The 18,609-nt window shown below is 44.2% G+C and carries 21 protein-coding genes and 3 tRNA genes; 15 read left to right on the top strand and 9 right to left on the bottom strand.

Going from position 1 to position 18,609, the window contains the following annotated elements; genetic code table 11:
- Positions 1-3: 3 nt before the first annotated feature.
- On the top strand, positions 4-342 hold the full coding sequence (locus tag SPHMEL_RS05555) for a hypothetical protein (protein WP_232216776.1): 339 nt from the start codon (positions 4-6) through the stop codon (positions 340-342).
- Between the two features lie 5 nt (positions 343-347).
- Positions 348-1,331: a complex I subunit 1/NuoH family protein gene (locus SPHMEL_RS05550; RefSeq protein ID WP_042667680.1), complete on the top strand. Its 984-nt coding sequence runs from the start codon at positions 348-350 to the stop codon at positions 1,329-1,331.
- Positions 1,332-1,383: 52 nt separating this feature from the next.
- On the opposite strand, the gene SPHMEL_RS05545 is transcribed toward SPHMEL_RS05550, so the two are convergent.
- Both SPHMEL_RS05545 and SPHMEL_RS05540 read right to left on the bottom strand, forming a co-directional pair.
- A complete protein-coding gene (locus tag SPHMEL_RS05545; protein WP_042667679.1) occupies positions 1,384-2,418 on the bottom strand; it encodes a deoxyhypusine synthase in 1,035 nt (344 codons plus the stop codon).
- A gap of 134 nt (positions 2,419-2,552) precedes the next feature.
- Positions 2,553-2,665 (bottom strand) — tRNA-Met (locus SPHMEL_RS05540).
- A 105-nt stretch (positions 2,666-2,770) separates the two neighbouring features.
- Here SPHMEL_RS05540 and SPHMEL_RS05535 point away from each other — a divergent pair.
- A tRNA-Arg gene (locus SPHMEL_RS05535) sits at positions 2,771-2,845 on the top strand.
- Positions 2,846-3,257: 412 nt separating this feature from the next.
- On the opposite strand, the gene SPHMEL_RS07370 is transcribed toward SPHMEL_RS05535, so the two are convergent.
- Both SPHMEL_RS07370 and SPHMEL_RS07560 read right to left on the bottom strand, forming a co-directional pair.
- Entirely contained in the window at positions 3,258-3,527 is a 270-nt protein-coding gene (locus SPHMEL_RS07370) for a hypothetical protein (RefSeq protein WP_156915446.1), read from the bottom strand.
- A 208-nt stretch (positions 3,528-3,735) separates the two neighbouring features.
- Complete coding sequence (locus SPHMEL_RS07560; protein WP_042667678.1) at positions 3,736-3,987, bottom strand: DUF5320 domain-containing protein; 252 nt, start codon at positions 3,985-3,987, stop codon at positions 3,736-3,738.
- Between the two features lie 104 nt (positions 3,988-4,091).
- On the opposite strand from SPHMEL_RS07560, the gene SPHMEL_RS05525 reads away from it, so the two are divergent.
- The 6 genes from SPHMEL_RS05525 to SPHMEL_RS05500 all read left to right on the top strand — a co-directional run bounded on the left by SPHMEL_RS05525 (position 4,092) and on the right by SPHMEL_RS05500 (position 8,939).
- Positions 4,092-4,469 (top strand): DUF134 domain-containing protein, encoded by a 378-nt coding sequence (locus SPHMEL_RS05525; RefSeq protein ID WP_042667677.1) that lies wholly within the window; start codon positions 4,092-4,094, stop codon positions 4,467-4,469.
- A gap of 116 nt (positions 4,470-4,585) precedes the next feature.
- A complete protein-coding gene (locus SPHMEL_RS05520; protein WP_042667676.1) occupies positions 4,586-6,169 on the top strand; it encodes an LVIVD repeat-containing protein in 1,584 nt (527 codons plus the stop codon).
- Positions 6,157-6,921, top strand: a complete 765-nt coding sequence (locus SPHMEL_RS05515; protein WP_042667675.1) for a chromosome partitioning protein ParB — start codon at positions 6,157-6,159, stop codon at positions 6,919-6,921. Before SPHMEL_RS05520 ends, SPHMEL_RS05515 begins: the two co-directional genes overlap by 13 nt.
- Before the next feature lie 80 nt (positions 6,922-7,001).
- Positions 7,002-7,104, top strand: a tRNA-Cys gene (locus tag SPHMEL_RS05510).
- 238 nt (positions 7,105-7,342) lie between these two features.
- Positions 7,343-8,377 carry a phosphate signaling complex PhoU family protein gene (locus SPHMEL_RS05505; RefSeq protein ID WP_042667674.1) on the top strand — a complete coding sequence of 345 codons (1,035 nt, stop codon included), beginning with the start codon at positions 7,343-7,345 and terminating at the stop codon, positions 8,375-8,377.
- Between the two features lie 340 nt (positions 8,378-8,717).
- Positions 8,718-8,939: a DUF3096 domain-containing protein gene (locus tag SPHMEL_RS05500; protein WP_012608602.1), complete on the top strand. Its 222-nt coding sequence runs from the start codon at positions 8,718-8,720 to the stop codon at positions 8,937-8,939.
- A gap of 49 nt (positions 8,940-8,988) precedes the next feature.
- Here the strand turns inward: SPHMEL_RS05500 and SPHMEL_RS05495 are convergent, their stop codons facing one another.
- Together SPHMEL_RS05495 and SPHMEL_RS05490 are read right to left on the bottom strand one after the other, a co-directional pair.
- A complete protein-coding gene (locus SPHMEL_RS05495; protein ID WP_042667673.1) occupies positions 8,989-10,314 on the bottom strand; it encodes a TldD/PmbA family protein in 1,326 nt (441 codons plus the stop codon).
- Between the two features lie 5 nt (positions 10,315-10,319).
- On the bottom strand, positions 10,320-11,753 hold the full coding sequence (locus tag SPHMEL_RS05490; RefSeq protein WP_042667672.1) for a TldD/PmbA family protein: 1,434 nt from the start codon (positions 11,751-11,753) through the stop codon (positions 10,320-10,322).
- Positions 11,754-11,942: 189 nt separating this feature from the next.
- Here SPHMEL_RS05490 and SPHMEL_RS05485 point away from each other — a divergent pair, with 189 nt between their 5' ends.
- Positions 11,943-12,635: a CdvA-like protein gene (locus tag SPHMEL_RS05485; RefSeq protein ID WP_042667671.1), complete on the top strand. Its 693-nt coding sequence runs from the start codon at positions 11,943-11,945 to the stop codon at positions 12,633-12,635.
- Positions 12,636-12,681: 46 nt separating this feature from the next.
- Here SPHMEL_RS05485 and SPHMEL_RS05480 read toward each other — a convergent pair whose 3' ends face one another.
- Positions 12,682-13,245, bottom strand: a complete 564-nt coding sequence (locus SPHMEL_RS05480; RefSeq protein ID WP_042667670.1) for a chromate transporter — start codon at positions 13,243-13,245, stop codon at positions 12,682-12,684.
- Between the two features lie 98 nt (positions 13,246-13,343).
- On the opposite strand from SPHMEL_RS05480, the gene SPHMEL_RS05475 reads away from it, so the two are divergent.
- Genes SPHMEL_RS05475 through SPHMEL_RS05465 form a run of 3 tightly spaced genes read left to right on the top strand, consistent with a single transcriptional unit; the run spans position 13,344 to position 16,363 of the window.
- Positions 13,344-14,729, top strand: a complete 1,386-nt coding sequence (locus tag SPHMEL_RS05475) for an acetate--CoA ligase family protein (RefSeq protein WP_042667669.1) — start codon at positions 13,344-13,346, stop codon at positions 14,727-14,729.
- A gap of 15 nt (positions 14,730-14,744) precedes the next feature.
- Positions 14,745-15,443 (top strand): acetate--CoA ligase family protein, encoded by a 699-nt coding sequence (locus SPHMEL_RS05470; protein ID WP_012608596.1) that lies wholly within the window; start codon positions 14,745-14,747, stop codon positions 15,441-15,443.
- 11 nt (positions 15,444-15,454) lie between these two features.
- Complete coding sequence (locus SPHMEL_RS05465; RefSeq protein ID WP_042667668.1) at positions 15,455-16,363, top strand: coiled-coil protein; 909 nt, start codon at positions 15,455-15,457, stop codon at positions 16,361-16,363.
- Between the two features lie 7 nt (positions 16,364-16,370).
- Here the strand turns inward: SPHMEL_RS05465 and uppS are convergent, their stop codons facing one another.
- Positions 16,371-17,156: a polyprenyl diphosphate synthase gene (gene uppS, locus SPHMEL_RS05460; protein WP_042667965.1), complete on the bottom strand. Its 786-nt coding sequence runs from the start codon at positions 17,154-17,156 to the stop codon at positions 16,371-16,373.
- Between the two features lie 161 nt (positions 17,157-17,317).
- Here uppS and SPHMEL_RS05455 point away from each other — a divergent pair, with 161 nt between their 5' ends.
- Positions 17,318-17,704, top strand: a complete 387-nt coding sequence (locus SPHMEL_RS05455) for a 30S ribosomal protein S8e (RefSeq protein WP_042667667.1) — start codon at positions 17,318-17,320, stop codon at positions 17,702-17,704.
- A gap of 50 nt (positions 17,705-17,754) precedes the next feature.
- On the top strand, positions 17,755-18,051 hold the full coding sequence (locus SPHMEL_RS05450; RefSeq protein ID WP_042667666.1) for a signal recognition particle protein Srp19: 297 nt from the start codon (positions 17,755-17,757) through the stop codon (positions 18,049-18,051).
- A gap of 58 nt (positions 18,052-18,109) precedes the next feature.
- Here SPHMEL_RS05450 and SPHMEL_RS05445 read toward each other — a convergent pair whose 3' ends face one another.
- Positions 18,110-18,340 carry a hypothetical protein gene (locus tag SPHMEL_RS05445; protein ID WP_042667665.1) on the bottom strand — a complete coding sequence of 77 codons (231 nt, stop codon included), beginning with the start codon at positions 18,338-18,340 and terminating at the stop codon, positions 18,110-18,112.
- Positions 18,341-18,609 lie beyond the last annotated feature (269 nt).

Raw genomic sequence — 18,609 nt, 5'->3', positions numbered from 1 at the left:
CAGGTGGATATACAGGCATTCCTACTACTCATACTGCTTCAAACAGTTTTTACGAGTTTCATAGTATATATGGTATTTTATGTCTTCTTCCAGAAGGCAATAGCTAGCAGAGTACCTAGCCTCCGTGATGAAGTCACCGAGCTACCTGTAATGGGGGGATTCATAGTAGATAAAGTGGAGGTGCCTTCTATTACGGAGATAGTTGTCGATATATTGAAGAGGGCTTGGGGACGTGGTAGTAAGGTGCTGGAGAGGAGTATTGCATCGTATTTATCGGACTGGTACTTCATAGGGCTTCTACTACTAATCGCATTAGTTGTTGTGTTGCTTATACTTGGGTGATCGATATGATGGATCCAATAATATTCCTTATACAAGCCCTCATATATCCAGGCCTATTATTCACAATAGCATTCATAATATTTACACAGTGGCTCAGTAGAAAAATCACCGCCAGGATACAGTATAGAAGAGGGCCGGTTTACGTTGGTCCAGCTGGACTACTTCAACCATTAGCTGATTTATTGAAGCTTGCAATGAAGAAGGACCTGGTCAACAAATATAGTTTAAGAGCAAGCCCGCTTATCGTGATATCCATTGTAATAGGTGCATTGATAACGGTGTTCTCGGTAACACCAATCGCGATAAAACCCTTATACGCCGATTTCGATATAATTATACTGTTATACCTGTTACTATTAATACCGTTCGGACTAGCCTATCTAGCCGTAGCCCATCCAAACCCGTATACTGTAATAGGTGCTGGACGCTACATAGCATTATTATTCTCTAGTGAACCAGCCTACGCTATCTCGATGCTTGTACCAGTAATAATCGCATCGAGATACTTTAATGCAGGATATTCGCTCTACCCTACATCACTGGTATCTCCCCAGCTCTGGACTATTAACCCGTTGAAAACGCTCTCAATGGTACTGGCATCTATTGCGGGTTTCCTAGGGTTGATGAGTATATTAATGATTAAACCCTTCGATACCCCGGAGGCTGAGTCGGAGCTATACTGGGGTATATTCACTGAGTTAGGAGGCCCTAGGCTAGCTCTTGGATTCTTCGCTAAGTTTGCTGAGAAAATAGTCTACCCATTAATATACGTACTACTCTTCCTTGGAGGAGCCTGGCCGTTCAACGGTGACTGGATACTGGGAACGCTTGTAATACTGGTTAAGACGACAATAGTATTTGCTGTGTTAACAATAATCGATGCCTCGCTGCCACGTTACAAGCCTGAGCAAGCAGTGAGATATCTATGGAAATACCTCTATCCATTATCAATAATATCCCTTATCTTAGCGCTAGCCCCTTGGAAATGACTAATAGTGAAACAAAGACTTCCGGGGACTTGAGTTTTTACTGGACCCGTGGTCATGGTGGATTATTGAAAAACCATGATAGGTCTGCTGGTCTTCTTCTCCTAATGCCACCATCCACTAGTGCATGAGCTATTATTGGTAAAGCTATTGTAGCATCAACGTAGACTACTTTCTTTTTAGCCTTAGGCGACACCTTGCCCCAGCTCACGGCTTCCTCTAGGGTTGCACCACTGAGTCCTCCCCACTGTGGTGCATCGGTTGTGAACTGTACAACATACTCTAGGCTCTTGTAATAATCATGTTTGCCCTCCTCGTACTCTCCTATCAAGGTTTGAGCTACTGTTACAAGGTTTACATAGTCCTTTGGTACTCCTCCCCCAATATATATTGCTGAGAGCTTACTAGCCCTTCTACCTATCTCTACTATATGGTAGAAGTCTCTCACCATGTCCAGGATTATCCTGTGTCCCCTCCTATATGCTAGGAGAGCGCCCATACCGTAGCCGCTGTCAACTAGGGCTGGTGAGAACACGGGTACCTTGGCTCTGTATGCTGCAGCTACAATGCTGTTAATTCCTTTTTCATCCAGGTATTTCCCGAATTCGTGAAGGAACTCGGCCGTACTGTAGGTTTTTCCAGCTGGTAGGGTTTCAATAAATTCCTGTATTAGCTTCTCCATTTTCCTATAGTCCTCCTCGTTGGCAACGGTATCGTAGAATCTATCATACTTATATCTGAGGAGTTCTTCATCGTTGACGCAGGGATGTGTCTTATAGTATTTGAAGCCCATGGCTTCATAGATGTCTTCGCTTATTACAGCACCAGTCGAGACCACTACATCAACATATCTCTCCTCTACAAGCCACTTAATGATCCTCCACATACCTGCAGTACTCATGGATCCAGCGAGCCCTAGGAACACGAGGTTATCTTCATCGCTAAACATATCTATAAGGACACGGTATGCCTCGCCTAGACTCCTACCCTGGAACGCTGTATCAGCCATTTCAAGGAGAAGCTCATGTATGCTCCTACGCTTAACACTCAGGCTCTTAACCTCACCCATCACAAAGTATGGGGCACCCATGATCCATGCCTCCAATACAAGAATTACAAAATTATAAAATAAAAATAAAACATGTAGCTCAGACCGCTGAAAGACCCATCACCAACTCAGCATCTGGCGGTCACATCACGGCTTTAGTAACTTAAAGAACAAGATGCCGCCGCCGGGACTTGAACCCGGGACAACCGGATCTCCCCTGGGCAGACCTCGGTACGGACCCGTGAACCCGTATGAGTCCGGCGCTCTAACCAGGCTGAGCTACGGCGGCATCATTTAGTAAACATGGAAAAGCCAGGCTTATAAGCTTAAACAATACGAGCAATAAAAACACTTATAATCCCTAAACAACTTAAAGGATAATGCTGGATGGGAAGGGCCCGTCGCCTAGCCAGGATAGGGCGCCGGCCTCCTAAGCCGGAGGCCCGGGGTTCGAATCCCCGCGGGCCCGCCTTCCCTTTTCAGACACCTGATTAAAAACACTGATAGAGATCGTTCAATTTTCATGATTCCAGCTGGGTTCGGCTTCATAGAACACTTACAGCTGAAAGTCCGCCATCCAGAGTGAGAGGGGATCAGATATAAGACCTTGAAATAATGTACTCGGAGCTTTGCTTTGAGTGATTGGCATGATGCATCCGCGGATAAGAGTATTCATTATCAATGCCCAGGGTCTATCATGACATATTTGCTCTCAGACTTCCTGGTTTTTATGTCTAGTGTAGTAGGGTTGCCGGAAGACTGGTATCTTGCGCTAAGGGATCTCGGGGGACAAACACTTTATCATAAACGGTGTCGATGTAGCAGAATACTTTATTTAGAGATGATCGGTGTTGAGAAATATGTTGGCTGAAGCAGTAAGCCTAGGGGAGGTTTCTAGGTGCAACTACAATCATATTATGGAGAATGTAGAGGCTGTGAAGAACTGGCTTCTCTCTTCTAGAGGGTTCCCCAACATACTCAAACAGGTGGTGCTCTAGGCTCAAGGTCTTGAAACCCGAGGAAACATACTCGGAGTACTGTGTTAGGGATAGCAAGTGTATCGTCATAGTAGGCGATAGAGATGTTGAATCCGAGTTGCGGAGCCTGAAACCCCGGCGTTCATGGGAGCAGCATAACCTATGCCTACCCATTGAAACAGTGAAGCACGCTACTACTCCAGGCCGCTTACAAAGCCTTAGGCATTAAAAAGAATCTCCCATACGAGATCTGGTTCTATAGGCTTGGATGCTATATTTGACCTTCGTTAAGAGGCTGGGAGGTTGAAATTATAGAAAAGCAATGAAGCATTTAAAAATATAGATTTAAAAGTATTCGAAGAATTCCTAGGAAGGCAGCATACTACTTCGAGCTCTTAAGCTGGTTAAGCCTATCTTCAATATACTTCAGGGTATCCTGTAGGTATGCCTTAAGGTTCTCTAGGTAAGCTATCTCAGCTTCTCTCGTCATAGTTGGGGTCGCCGAGTACGGATACACTGGGGGTGCTCCTCTATACCCCCACCACAGGACCCATCCCGGCCTCATCCATGGAGGTAGATGGCTCCAGGGACCGTGGCCTGGCCAAGGGCTCCAGTATTCTCTCCGCCATCCCATTTGGAACACCTAATTTTGAAATATATTTCAAAGGTTTTTAAACTTAACTCTCTAAATAATTTATAGGCTCTAGGAAATCATTAGTCTAAGCAGGTATAATAGTTATGAACGGGTTTAAAGGCCACGGTTGTAGAAAGGGCTGGAGGGGCGGTAGACCTCCAGTTCCGAGAAGGGTTGAATTCTTTTACGGGAATATCGTTTTCATCCCTTCTACACTATACTCCCCGCATAGCGTGCTCAACGGTATAGTATTGTTCCACGACGAGCTAGAAGCGTTTAGACTAGCCTACCTAGAAGGGTTGAATGTTAGAGAAGCGTCTGCGAGAATGAATGTCTCGGAAGCAACATACTGGAGGATCCTTGATTCTGCTAGGAGGAAGATAGCTGAAGCACTGGCTTATACAAAACCAATCATTATCCTGCCGCGAGAGCCACCCCAGGAAACACCCCCTGATATCGAAGGGGATGAGAAAAAATCTTAAAGGATTTGGAAAGAAGGTTTACCTTCTACTACCTGTTTATTGAGAAATGATTATGTGACCAGTGGAGATGAATGCTTATAGAGTAGTAAAGATAGATACTATGATGGGGGATAAGATTGCATCTTAAGGGTGAAATCATTACATGTATTGTTATAGTGATTATTATAGCTTCCATAATGGCTTTAACTAACCCCTACCATGCCCAGGCATGGGGAGCACCCGGAGTTGAAGTGCTCTGGGTACAATACAGTAATCCCAGCAGCGGCAGTGACGGTCCTTATGCAACATGTCTTGCTAATGATTCATTAATAGTGGTTGGCTACGATTCTATACCAGGTGGTAAACAATTCAGGATTGAGGCACGAGACCCGTGGACTGGACAGCTTAGAAATAACTGGACATATAACCCGGGCTACGGATACGAGGGATTATGGGATTGTGATGTAATGGGGGGCTACATCTATTCTGTAGGCTACGGATACCCTAGCTACGTTTTGAGAGTTGACCCAGGTTTAACGAGCTATGTGATCAATAACGTGGGGGGATGGGCTACATCTATTACTAGTTATAATGGCTATCTCTACGTAGGGGGATTTGACTGGATTGCGGGCAACCAGGTTTTCCGTGTGGAGAAGCTTAACGCAGACCTCAATACGGTTGACACATATATCTCGCAGGGTTCAAGAGATGTCTTCGCCACTTTACACAGTCTAGGAGTAAACCCTGTTACAGGACAGTTATGGGGTGTAGGTTACATCTCTAATCCGGCTAAGGGGATTTTAGAGTGGTGGATCGAGATCGTGGATCCGGAATCAATGACACTGGTTAAAACCATTAGGCCAGGAATACCTGGTAGGGCGTATGCGGTGTTCTTTGATGGTGATGGTTATGCGTATATTATAGGGGACGGGGACTATATAGTAAGGTTTAACAGGAATGGAGACCTCGTTAAGAAGATTAACCTAGGAGTTCTCTCGCTCAGCCTTTATAAGGGTGGCCTGGTAGGCGACCTAGTGGTTGTTGCCGGAGAGGAGAATAATGGTGGCTATTGGAGACATGTAATCTACTTGCTTGATAAGGATTTAAACTCCATTGGTAACAAGACTCTGAGCGGGAGTGTAGACTCGTATATGTATACTGGTAAGCTCTGGATCAATGGAAGCAGGGTCTACCTGGCGGGCTATGATAACCAGTTGGGAAACACCAGGTGGGTCATATACTCATTCGAAGTAGTTGGAGCCCCTATTACTACTGCGACAACTACTACAACCACTACAGTAACGAATGGGGCGGTCTCACAGCCGGTAACTATTACTAAGACGGAGACAACCACGGTGACGCAGGTGAGTACTGTTACTTTGACCAAGGACTCACCTACTATATTAACCACCACTAAGACGGAGACTATCACTATTGAAAAAACAGTATCAACGACCTTAACTGTGACACAAAGGATTACGGTGGCCGGGAACATTACCAACATAACTTCTGTAGGGGATAATGCTCCGATGATCATAGTGGTAGCTATCGCATCCATAATAGCTGTGCTCACCATATTTGTATTAAAGGGGAGTCGTAGAGATGCAACGACGAGGGCGACAGGTATGCAAAGATCTTTTCGCCATGGTATCCGTTTTCGATGTAAGTCTATTCCCCATATAGGTAGAGCCGGAGAGTGTAGAAGCCTGTGCAGGGTCTAAGCGATAGGTTGAGGCTGGCTTCGAGGAGGGATGTAGAGCTACGTGTAAGGGATCTCCTGCATTTCTATAGTAAAGAATACGGCTCAGCTATCTTCGTTGGGGAGAGGACTTATACTCCTCGGAGTCTCGTACTTACCCAGGGCTTCATTGAGTCCGATAAGCTTGGATTGGTCTTGAGATCTGTTTTATTTGGGATGTATCAGGTCCCCATAATAGTTGTAACGGGCCTGGGTGGACTTCACTATGTTGTGGATGGTCATCACAGGGTTATAGTCTACGCATGGCTCGGATGGAGGATACCGGGCTTAACGATCCTTGTTCCAAAATACAGGCCTAAATTAGCTAAATCCATAATTGAATTAGATTCAGTGAACCCGGTTGACACACCCCAGGAGCTTATATGTTGGAGACACATCGTTAACACGGTTAGGTTTCTTGAGAAACAATATAATACCTTGGCAAGGATATGGGTTGAAACTATTAGTATAACGCTTCTTAAGCCAACGCAACCCCCTATACCAGGACCCGAGCCCCATGCATTGTCGCTACATTGCCCACCCCTCGTATACAAGTATAACCAGGAGTATTTCGTCATCGATGGTCATCACCGCATCTGTAGAGAAGTACTTAGTAGTGGCAAAGAAGTAAAGGCGTTAGTGTTCACCATCGACAATCTTGAAATAGGATTATTGAAGACAGCTAGGATGCTTGGGTATGACGAATTCAATGAGAAGTATTGTTCAGGAGGATAGGGACTAAGTGATGAATTCTATCACCAGTTTATCCACAGCGTCTCAATTTATAAGGTCTTATAGTATAATTATATCTAGAAGCCGGGGTGGCCGAGCGGTCTAAGGCGGCGGGCTGCAGGGCTAACCTTGGCAAGGGGTTCACGGAAACCCGTTTACTCGCGGGTTCGAATCCCGCCCCCGGCTCTAGTTGCTGATATCTCATGCTTTATGGGTGAATAGTTTTTATATCAAATCTCTTAATGTTATGAAAATATTTTATAGATGGATATGGTTATTGAGTAAGATATGGTTATGCTTGTACTTTACTCGGATTCCATATTCTTTTACCTACTTGATAGTAAAGTATATATAAGTCTGTAATAATTGATCTTAAAATTAATAGACACATATAATTGGTTAAACTAAAGTGGTGGTGGACTACATGGTGGGTACTGAGAGAAGAAGGGTGCAAAAAACTGGGTCTTCATCATATATAATAACTCTACCTAAGGAATGGGTTGACGCAGTGGGGTTGAAGAGCGGTGACTACGTAAGCGTGGAGAAATATGGCGATAAACTGGTGATAATACCTCCTTCAACAGAAGCGGTTCAAGTAAAGTCCACTATTAAGGTTAGCCCCGAGGTAACCGTGGACCAGGTATTTAGGATGCTCTTAGCGATGTACCTTTCAGGATATAGTACTATAGTTGTGACATTCGATTCCAGAATACCTGATCCAGCCAGGTTTATCAGTGAAGTAAAGAATATGGCTAGGATAAAGCTGGCGGGTGTTGAAGTGGTCGAGGAGTCATATAACAGTGTGACATTCAAGATTCTCCTGAATATCAAGGAGCTCCCACTATTAAGTGCTGTGAGGAGGCTCCACTTAATAGTCAACAACATGATCGAGGATGCGAAGACATTATTGAAAACAATGGATGGGAACGTGGCCTACGCTATAATACAGAGGGATGATGAAGCCGATAGATTCCACCATATGATTGTGAGAGAATTAAGCATGGCACTACTCGATGTAAGGATACAGCATGAGCTAGGAATAAGTAGCATTGTGGAAGCATTAAGCTATAGGATTATAGCGAGAAACCTGGAGAGAATAGCGGATCACATCGTTAACATAGCTAGAAGAATACTGGCCATGAAGAAGACTAGTGGGGCAGATATAGTGTATGAACTAATGGTGAAGGCATCAGACCTCTTCAATAAGGCCATGGGGTCGCTATATAGTTTAAGCAGAAGGGATGCCGAAGAAGTAATTCAAACCGCTCGTGTACTAGTAGATGAAATAGAGAAAACAATATATGAGAAAATAATAAACTCAACGCTTCCAGATAACGAGAAAGCCGGGCTTACACTAATATGTGACAGTCTTAGAAGAATCGTGAGGTATTCTAATGGAATAGCTGAGTCAGTATTAAATATAAAGGCAGCTAAAAACCCATCCGTTGAGGTAAAATAATACTCCCCAACCCAGCTCTCCACCCGGGTCTAATCTTTTAACCACATCCTTCCCTATGCTAGGGGAAAGAGTCCTTGAACCTTGAAGGGCATTGTGGATATTAGGTTATGGAATAAAATTTAAAACAAGTATTAGCCATAGTAGCTAAGTGATGTGACCCCGGTGCCCATGTAACACCCCCGCGTAACGGGGCGGAATGAACATGGGTCGGGTCACTCCCGGCCTCACCACACCCTTAGTCTCCTAGGACATTATTTGACTAGTATCCGGGCCTCTGATCTATATTTTGATGTTTATAAATCGAAAGTAAGAGATCATAATATTAATAGGGTGAGATGATATGGCTGAGGAGAAGATACAGGAGTTGATGAGGAAATATCTTGGGGTCAGTGTGCCAAGACTGTTAATAGGAATAATAATGCTAGTATTCGGATTCTTAATACTGGTGAAACCTGAATTATTGGGAATACTTGTTGCATTATACTTGATAATTGATGGTATACTAGTTATATTTGATGAGTATATTAAGAATAGAATAGCTGGAAAAGTGGTAGCCAGTTAAAAATTAATCGTGATTCAATGAAGCAACGCTATATTAAAGACTACTCAAACTAAATAGTGTGTTTTGAAGTATTTACCCCTCTTACTAATATATATGGCGCCCTGGTTGGATAGCTTATTTCCCACCATTTCACATCGTATCTCTCCTTTGTTAGCCCATCAATATTTCTTAATATGTTCCCGAGTTTATCAGCTATCCTTATTTTTCTCACAGCAGTCTTTATCTCGCCGTTCTCGATAAAGAATAATGCATCCCTCGTTATGGTTGAGAATTCTCCCTCAACATAGTTCTGGAACCTAGTATACCAGTTATTGTTGATCAATATCCCTTTCTTAACCTCACTAATTAACTCCTCGAGCCTGTAATCTCCTGGTTCCACTATTAGATTCCACGGCTCTGGTGAGATCCATCCAGCGTTACCGGTGGTTGATGCGCTGAATTTCGCGGCTGTTTTAGAGTTGTGGAGTATTGTTGCCAGTATCCCTTTCTCTATGATGGGCTTCCTTATAGTGGGTACTCCCTCTAGGTCGAAGCCCCTGCTACCCGGTAACTCGGGTTCGTGTGGGTTATCTATAAGAGTGAATTTCTCAGAGGCTACCTTATCACCTGGCTTGTTCTTTATAAACATGGACATCCCGGTGAGGATGCTGAAGCCTGAAGCCATGTATGATATGTAGTCTAATAGGTTCCCGAACACCATTGGGGAAAGTATTAAATCATAGATCCCGGGCTCTATGTCTACCCTACTCTTGGAGTCGACAGCATACCTCGCAGCTATCCTGGCCATCTCGGCTAGTTTATCTCTCCTAAGCTTTGTGGAGCAGGTGCTCCATTGACCACTACCTTCTTCCCCGGCGAATGCCCGTATATATGACTCCATTGATGTATATTCATGCATCCCCTCGAATCCTTTTGACGACGCTATGTATTCTTTCTCATGCTTTAGGTCGATCATTCCAGCTATATAATCTATTCTCTCCTCATGCGCTGTGTTAATTACTTCCTCAGCTAAACTCGATGGATCCTCAATGTACTTATCGATATTCTTATCAACTAGGTTACCTATTTCAACTGGTTTACCGGGTTCTGGGAGAGGAGCGTAGAGCTCGGATTCCCTGAGCTTGTCGGCTATCGAGAATAATTGGTTCAAGGTGTATTCTGTCCCACTTGGATCTAAGCCTCTTACCTCGGCTATAAATATCCTCTTATCTTTTACAAGGTATAAACCTATATCGAGGCTCCTCCAGTGTTGCACCACGCTTGGCTCGCTGTTAGCTATCTTGGTCATCGTTCTCTCGGATTCAAGCACTCTAACGATTGCCTCCTGGAACCCCTTATCAAGGGCCTCCTTTAATATCCTCTTATATATCTCCATTCAAATCACCCCACAGTACTTCTAAGCCTTATATTCTTAAGCTTCACATTCGGGCCTCCAAACCATACGGGTACGCCCTGGGAGGGTTCGCCTTTACCGCATGTACCAGCGTAGAATTCCAGGTTTCTATCTACTCCATCTATGCTACTATAGAACGACTTCGTGGTAACCTCCAGCACCGGGTTTCTAACATATCCCTTTAACTCTCCATTCTCTATCATGTATGCCTCCAGCCCGACATACCTCTGACTCCACCGTTCATCATCGATGTTCCACTCCATGTAAGACTTAATATATACTCCTCTCTTAACCGATTCTAAGAGTTCTTCAAAGCTCATGTCCCCTGGTTTTAAATACGTATTCGCCATTCTAATAATAGGTTCACTGGCGTAGTCCATGGCTCTAGCTGCTCCATTACTTCTAGTATTATAGAATGGGGCTGTGAACCTGTTTTGCAGGTGCTCGTATATGACTCCCTCTTTGTAGAGGTATCTAGCTCTAGCTGGAACGGCTTCATCATCGTATAGGTAGAAACCATAGCTTCCAGGTATGGTTGGGTCATCTATGACTGTAGCGTATTCATTACCTATCCGGGAACCCTGCATACCTGGCTTTATGAAGCTTTTCCCAGCCTGGGCTGCTTCCCGGCCCATTATTCTATCTGCTTCACTCGGGTGCCCGCATGACTCATGGACAACTAGCCCGACGATCTCGCTTCCCACGATAACGTCTACCGGGTCTGTGGGGGGTGGCAGAGCCTTGAAGAGGATTTCTTCGTATCTACCTACTTCCTCAGGCAGCTTCTCATGGAGCCTCCACTTCTCAAGTAGCTCTAATCCACCGGAGCCCCCCAATTGCTCCCACCTCTGTAGACTGCCCTTCGCAGGCGACGTCACCACCATGTTGTAATACATGGTTATCCTAGGAATACTTGACTCCACGTATCCGCCATCACTATTGACTATTATCTTCTCCTCAGTCCACTCGTTATATGTAACAGTTAACACGGGGATACGTGCCTCCTTAGTGGAGCCCTGTATGTTTCTCCACAGCCCCGTCATATAGTTGACTTTTTCATCTAGCGGTATTGAGTCAAATGGTTTTCTAGCTACAACGGAGTACCTGGCTCTTCCAAGCCTTGAGTCGTCTTGTTTCAACGGCTTCTTCATGAGTTGAGATACTGCCTTCGCTAATGAGACGGCTTTCTCCACAGTCTTTCTTACCCCATCCCTAGTTAGCTCGGGTGTTGCAGCAAACCCGAGGGCCCCGTTTACTACGACTCTGACAGCTATACCTCTACGGCTCGTAATGCCGGAGCCCATTACATTTCCATTTCTAGTATAGATAGTGAACCCGTTGATCCCGTGGTACCTTGCTTCACCATAGGATGCGCCTAGATCGCTGGCTAATTTAACCGCGTATTCAACAAGATCCAGCAATGTTTACACCAAAGAACCATATATTGTTCTCAGAATAAAAAACTTTATCCCCTCGACTATTCCACAAATAAAAGATGCATTCCCAAATAGATGCAGGGAACCAGTGAACCACCCTTCAGGGCTGAGAAGGTCAATTTAGACCCTTGGTTTTTAAATCATTGCAACTGGATAGTTTACCAGGTGTATTGTATGCCGGGTCTAACAGTTGAGAAAATCGATGAATACCTTGGTAAGCCCGTGAATGATCCATACGGGAGACGAGTGGGATACATAGTGGGATTCTACAGTGACTCAGATGGTAACATTTCATCCCTAGAGGTAAGCTTCAACGACTTTGATTTTAAGCAGGTTGAAATAGAGAGGTTCAGGTTCGAGAACGGTAATATAATTCTGCTACCTGAATGGGAATACATGGCCACAGTACTCGAGAACAGGTTGGAGAGGGTTAAGAAGCGTGCTGCAGCCCTTGAGGAATTAAACAGCAGGAAGGAGATACCGAAGCACACCTATGAGGAATTCAAGAAGAAACTAGAGGAGTCTCTGATAAAGCTTAAGGAGGACTCGAAAAACGTTAAGGAGGTACTCAGGAAGAGAATGCATGAAATAGAGGACATGATAGTTGAGCTGGAGAAAACTGTAACGGCTGTAAAGGTAAGCTATATAGGTGGTGAAATACCGGAGAAAGCATATAAGGCATCCATGGATCACCTCAGGAGAAACCTGGATATCTTGAGCTCCGAGAAAGCCAGTGTTAAAAACCACCTGGATAGAATAGAGGCGTTGGAGAATCTACCAGTGGATACAGCAGTTAAGGTTAGCGTTGCTGCTGAGACACCGTCTAAATCACAGCAACCGATACCAGTTGTGGTTGTTGAGTCTTAGCGGTGTTTTAAGCAGTATTTAGCATAAGAAAAACACTGCTTCGACACTATATTCCGAAAACATATTTTAATAGCACGCTTACCAAGGCAGATACTATTATCACTATTATTGGGTGCTGGTTCCCGATATACAGTAGTATGAACGCCGCTATGAAGATTGCGAAGGCTATCAGATTTAGGCTAAATCCTGCTGAAGTCAGTAGGGTGGATTTAGCCACTTTTATAAATGCATATAGTATTAATGCTACCACAGCCGCATTAATACCTCTAAACACTATCCTAACCACATCATTACTCATGTAGGGTCTGAGAGATGTAACTACAGTAAGTATCACCAGATATGCTGGTAATACAACACCCATTGTAGCGAGAATAGAGCCCGGTAGACCTCCCAGGGAGTACCCTATCCATGTGGCTGAATTTATTGCTATGGGACCCGGCGTGCTCTCAGCTATTCCTAGGAGGCTGGTGAACTCTTCATCAGACACCCAACCCTTTATTTCAACGAGCTCCTTATACATTAAGGCTATACCACCGTATCCGCCTCCAAACATGAAGAAGCCTATCTTCAGGAACTCTAGGAATAACTCCAGTAAAGTCACATTACCCACAGTTCCCACCTGTTTTCAGTATTTACTTTGAATACAGTATTTATACCTTGGCAGCATTTAATCTAGGTAGAAAGATTATATTAGCAGGGGGCGTCCCAATGCTCGACTCATTCTTCAATCCAAGGAGTGTCGCGATAGTAGGTGCAACGCCAAAGGAGGGGAAGGTCGGCCGGGTTATACTGGAAAACTTCATTAAGAAGTATAAGGGAAGAATATACCCCGTAAACCCCGGGTACAATGAGATCATGGGCTTGAAATGCTATAGAAGCGTGAGTGAGTTACCGGAGACACCGGATCTAGCTATCATTGTTGTACCTGCTCCAAGCGTTCCAGAGGTGCTCAGGGAGCTCGGTGAAAAAGGGTGTAAGACTGTAATAATAATAAGCGGTGGCTTCAAGGAGACTGGGACCCCTGAAGGCGAGAGGCTGGAACACGAGATAAAGGAGTTGGCGGTGAAATACGGTATAAGAATAATCGGTCCCAACTGTATTGGTATCTTCGATAATTGGAGCGGTGTTGACACATTCTTCCTTCCAGAGGAGAAGATGAAGCGGCCTCCCAAGGGATATGTTGCCTTCATTAGTCAAAGCGGCGCCTTCGCATCCGCTCTCATGGATTGGATGGCCTATAATAATATTGGTGTTTCAAGGGCTATAAGCTACGGTAACAAGATAGACGTGGATGACATCGACTTACTTGAATACCTCGCCGGCGACGATAAAACAAGGGTGATACTGGTATACTTGGAGGGTTTGAAGAATGCCCGTGGAAGAATGTTCATTGAAACGGCTAGGAGGGTTAGCAGGGTGAAGCCTGTACTCGTGTTCAAAGCCGGTAAAACCAGTCGTGGAAGCCTTGCAGCGGCAAGCCACACGGCTGCTTTAGCTGGTAATTATTCGCTATATAGATCAGCGTTTAAGCAGGCAGGTGTAATAGAGGTTGAAAGCTTCGACGAAATGATGGATGCTGTAAGAATACTACTGGATCAACCATTGATGAATGGTAACAGGGTCTATGTGGTTACGGACGCTGGCGGTGTCGGGGTAATGTTAACCGATGCGCTAACAGTCCAGGGTTTTGAGCTGCCTAGGACTCCGCCGGACTTAAAGGAGGAGCTTAGGAAAATACTGCCGCCTCACTGTATCGTGGAGAACCCGATTGATTTAACAGGAGATACAGATGATGAGAGATATATAAAGGTACTTGAGAAAGTATTGCCACGTAGCGATGTCGATGCAGTGGTTGTAGTGGCGCTTCCACAGGTACCAGGGATAAAGGGTGGTCTGGCAGACTACCTCATAGAGGCCAAGAATAAGTATATGAAGCCGGTTATAGTTATTTCAATAGGTGGAGAGGAGGCAATTAAGCTGGCTAGGAAACTACAGGAGAACGGGGTAACCGTTTTCGAGTCGCCTGAAAGAGCTGCTAAAGCACTTAAAGTATTATATACTTATAGTAGAATAAAGTCCAATATACAAGGATAACAGGGTTGAGGATGTATGTCTCCACGTGACATATTAGCTGCAGCACTTAAGGAAAAAAGGTTCAAACTATTGGAGCATGAGGCGTTCCAAATAATTAAATACTATGGGATCCCATCCCCGGAGGTAGTGGTTGTTAAATCACCAGCAGAGGCAGTGGAGCTAGCTGATAAAATAGGGTATCCAATAGCGTTGAAAATAGTGTCCCCGGATATAACACATAAGAGTGATGTAGGCGGTGTGAAACTAGGGCTCAAGAGTAGAGAGGAGGTTGGAAAAGCGGTTGAAGAAATGCTTAGAACAGTGTCTCTTAAAGCACCAAATGCTAGACTAGTGGGGGTGTTAATGTATAACATGGCTCCACAAGGACTCGAGGTAATTGTTGGCGGGGTGAGAGACGGCATATTTGGGCCAGTAATAATGTTCGGGCTGGGCGGTATATTCGTTGAGGTATTAAAGGATGTTTCATTCAGGATAGCCCCTATTACAAGGAACGATGCATTGGGAATGCTTAATGAGATCAAGTCGTCGAAAATACTCGAGGGCTACCGTGGCCAGCCGCCAGTCGATAAGGAGGCCATAGCTGATATAATCGTTAAAACAGCTAGATTAATGGAGGAGAACCCTGAGATAGAATCAATAGATTTAAACCCGGTGATGGCCTACCCTAAGGGGGCTATAGCTGTCGACGCGAGGATCATACTTAAACAGGGTTAATGGGAGAACTAATGACGCAAACAAGTATTGAGGAAATACAAAGAGAAATAGAAGAAGCATCAAAGCAGATCAGTGAGGTAAGAGAGAAGATAAAGACGCTGAAGGAGCAGAGATACCGGTTAATAAATGAGTTGAAAACAGAAAGAGCCGAGAAGCAGAAGTATCTCGGTGAGCTGAGGTCGCTCAAGGAAAAACTAAAGAATATTAGAGAGGCGAGGAAACGCCTCCTTGAAGAGTATAAAAGGCTAGCTGAGGAGAGGAGGAACAAGATAGAAGAGTTGAGGACGCTGAGAGAAATACTTGTTATGAAACAAAACGTCATCCAGAACATGTCGCGGGAGGCGAGGACGCCATCTAATATACTGAGAGAGGAGATCGAGAGGCTTGAATGGATGCTGCAAACTAGGGTCTTATCAATTGAAGAAGAGAACAGGGTAATACAGAAGATAAAGAGGCTTACATCGCTGCTGGAGAAAGCCGAGAAGCTGAGAAAAGAGAAAAATGAAATATTAGAGGTTAAGGCATTCTATTCGAGCCTCAGGATCCAGGTAAAAGACTTAACCAGTAAGCTCAACAATATGAGGGGGGAAATAGGTAGGCTTACAGCTGAAAGGGATAAGATCAAACAACAGTTGAATGAACTAGTGAAAAAATACCTTGACTTAAAGAACGATATACAGGTTAAGCAGGACTCGGTTAACGCTATATCCAAGGAAATCGAGGATTTAACCAATAAGCTCAACGAGTTAAGGGAGAAGGTTAGCAACCTCAACAAGGAGCTGGAGAAGGCTAAACTGGGCATGGTTTTAAACATGAAGAAGCAGGAGATCCTGGAGAAGGCAAGCGGTAAGAAGCGTTTGACAATCGACGAGCTCAAGATAATATATGGCGAACCGGAGGATTTCATGGAGGAGCAGTAAGACAATATTATCTACCAAACCTTCTTTCACGCCTCTGGTAACTTCTAATGGCTCTCCAGAAATCTATTTTACGGAATTCCGGCCAGAATACATCACAGAAATATAGCTCACTATAGGCTGACTGCCATAGTAGGAAATTACTGATTCTTTCCTCCCCGCTGGTCCTGATTATTAGATCCGGATCTGGTGCTCCATTAGTGTAAAGGTATTTGCTGAATAGTTCCTCATTGATATCTTCAAGGCTTATTTTACCCTCTAACGCCTCTTTCACAATAGCTTTTACGGCATCGATTATCTCATGCCTGCCGCCGTAGCACAACGCTATGTTTAGCTGGAATGAATCATACCTGGCTGTCTCCTTCTCTAATTCACTCGCCAACACGACTATATCCTCTGGGACTAGATCCAGTGACCCGAATACTTTCACCCTGACTTTCCTCTCATGTATCTCCCTCATGTTCTTTAACTCGGCTAATCCCTTCCTGGCTAGGTTAAACAAGTATTCTCGTTCACGCTCATCTCTGAATCTGCAGTTTTCAGTGCTCATGGTGTATATTGTTACATACCTTATTTTTAGCTCCCATATCCATTTAAGGACTTCTTTTATTTTCTCGTATCCATAAACATGCCCCAGTGAAGGGTCTAGCCCAAGTCTCTTCGCCCACCTCCTGTTTCCATCTGGAATTATACCTATATGTCTTGGAAAAGGCCCTCTGCGTATCTGCATCCAAAGCCATTTCTCATATATTTCATAAACCGGCTTTAAGACACGCGGGCTCAGCTTGTATAACATGTTGATTAGAAATCCCTGTAGTTCGTACAATTCATTTGACCCCGATATCACTGTTCTCCATATTGAGTATAATAATTGTTAAGGAATATAACTACTGCTCTGCTCACAAAACATTTATAACCAGGTAATACTTGTTTTAACTAGAATACAGGTGTTTAGTGATGTCTCACTATCAGGGTAATGATTTAAGAAAACCAACAGGTGGATTGAAAGGGGAGAAAAGGGGTAAGAGAAAATATGAGCTAGGCTCCCCGCCGGTAAACACCACTCTAAGTAGCAGCGAGGAGAAGATACACGTGAGGACGCTTGGAGGAGGGGTAAAGTATAAGTTAAAGAAGGCCTTATACATTAATGTTGCGGTACCCGATGACAAGACGGTTAAGAAGGTCAAGATACTGGACGTCGTCGAGACACCATCAAATCCGCAGAACGCCAGGTTTAAAATTATCTCGAAAGGCACAATAGTGAAAACAGAATTAGGACTCGTAAAGGTTACATCAAGACCCGGACAAGACGGAGTCTTGAACGGGATCCTCCTTAAGAAGTAGGCTGGGAGGGCCCTCGGATAGGATAATCACCAAGTATCAAGGGGGATTTTTTGAGTCGGGATAACAAAGGTAGGAGGATCGTTGTATACCCGGCTTACATAGACTCGAAAAAGAGCCGTAGTGAAGGAAGGAAGATATCTTTAGGCAAGGCTGTGCCAAATCCTAGTATCAAGGAAATAATAGAGGCCTCGGAGAGACTCGGGTTAAACCCCTTGTACGAGGAGAAACACTACCCGAGGCTAAAAGAGGGAAAAGGGCGTGTCTTGGTTGATAAGAAATCAGGGAAACTAGAGATCCTCCGCATGATTGCCGATGAGATTAGAAAGATGCGGGGGATAACTGGTTGAGAACCAATGGACTATATTCATTGTTTTTATCCAAATACCTCTGAATGGGGTTCAGGTCTCATATAGGTTTATATAAGCTTGTTTCACCCCCTCGTTTTTGTTCCCCTTGTATCCTGCTTGGGCTTGCATACGGCTTAGGGGTGTTCACTGGCACACCGGAGCCCGTACATCTTGAATTAAGGAATTTAAGGAAGAGATTCATGTATGCTACCCTATCCCTGTCTCCGGTGAACCCGTGCTCCGGGTTCTTGAGGATCCTGTGGTCTTCTAGAATCAGCCTCTGAAACACCTACACGGCAAAAAGTATATGCAATAATATAATAATAGCAGAAGACTAACACCAACACATACAAACCATTATAAAACCAGAAACAACTTGGCGAGGCTCATGGTTTAAGCTTTATGCTTCTAGGAAATGGTTTTCAGCTGTGAATCTCTGAGGGGTGTGCTAGCGATATATAGAGTTTGATGTCTGTATATTCCTTAATAGTGAAGTATTTAATTATATGCGTTAATGTATTATTTTATTGTTGAGCACTTTATTTAAAAACCCATGTA

The organism is Desulfurococcus amylolyticus Z-533 (assembly GCF_000513855.1).
Lineage (GTDB): Archaea > Thermoproteota > Thermoprotei_A > Sulfolobales > Desulfurococcaceae > Desulfurococcus > Desulfurococcus amylolyticus.
Note: the sequence above shows the minus strand (reverse complement) of the source record. Positions and strands in the feature narration are given on the sequence as shown.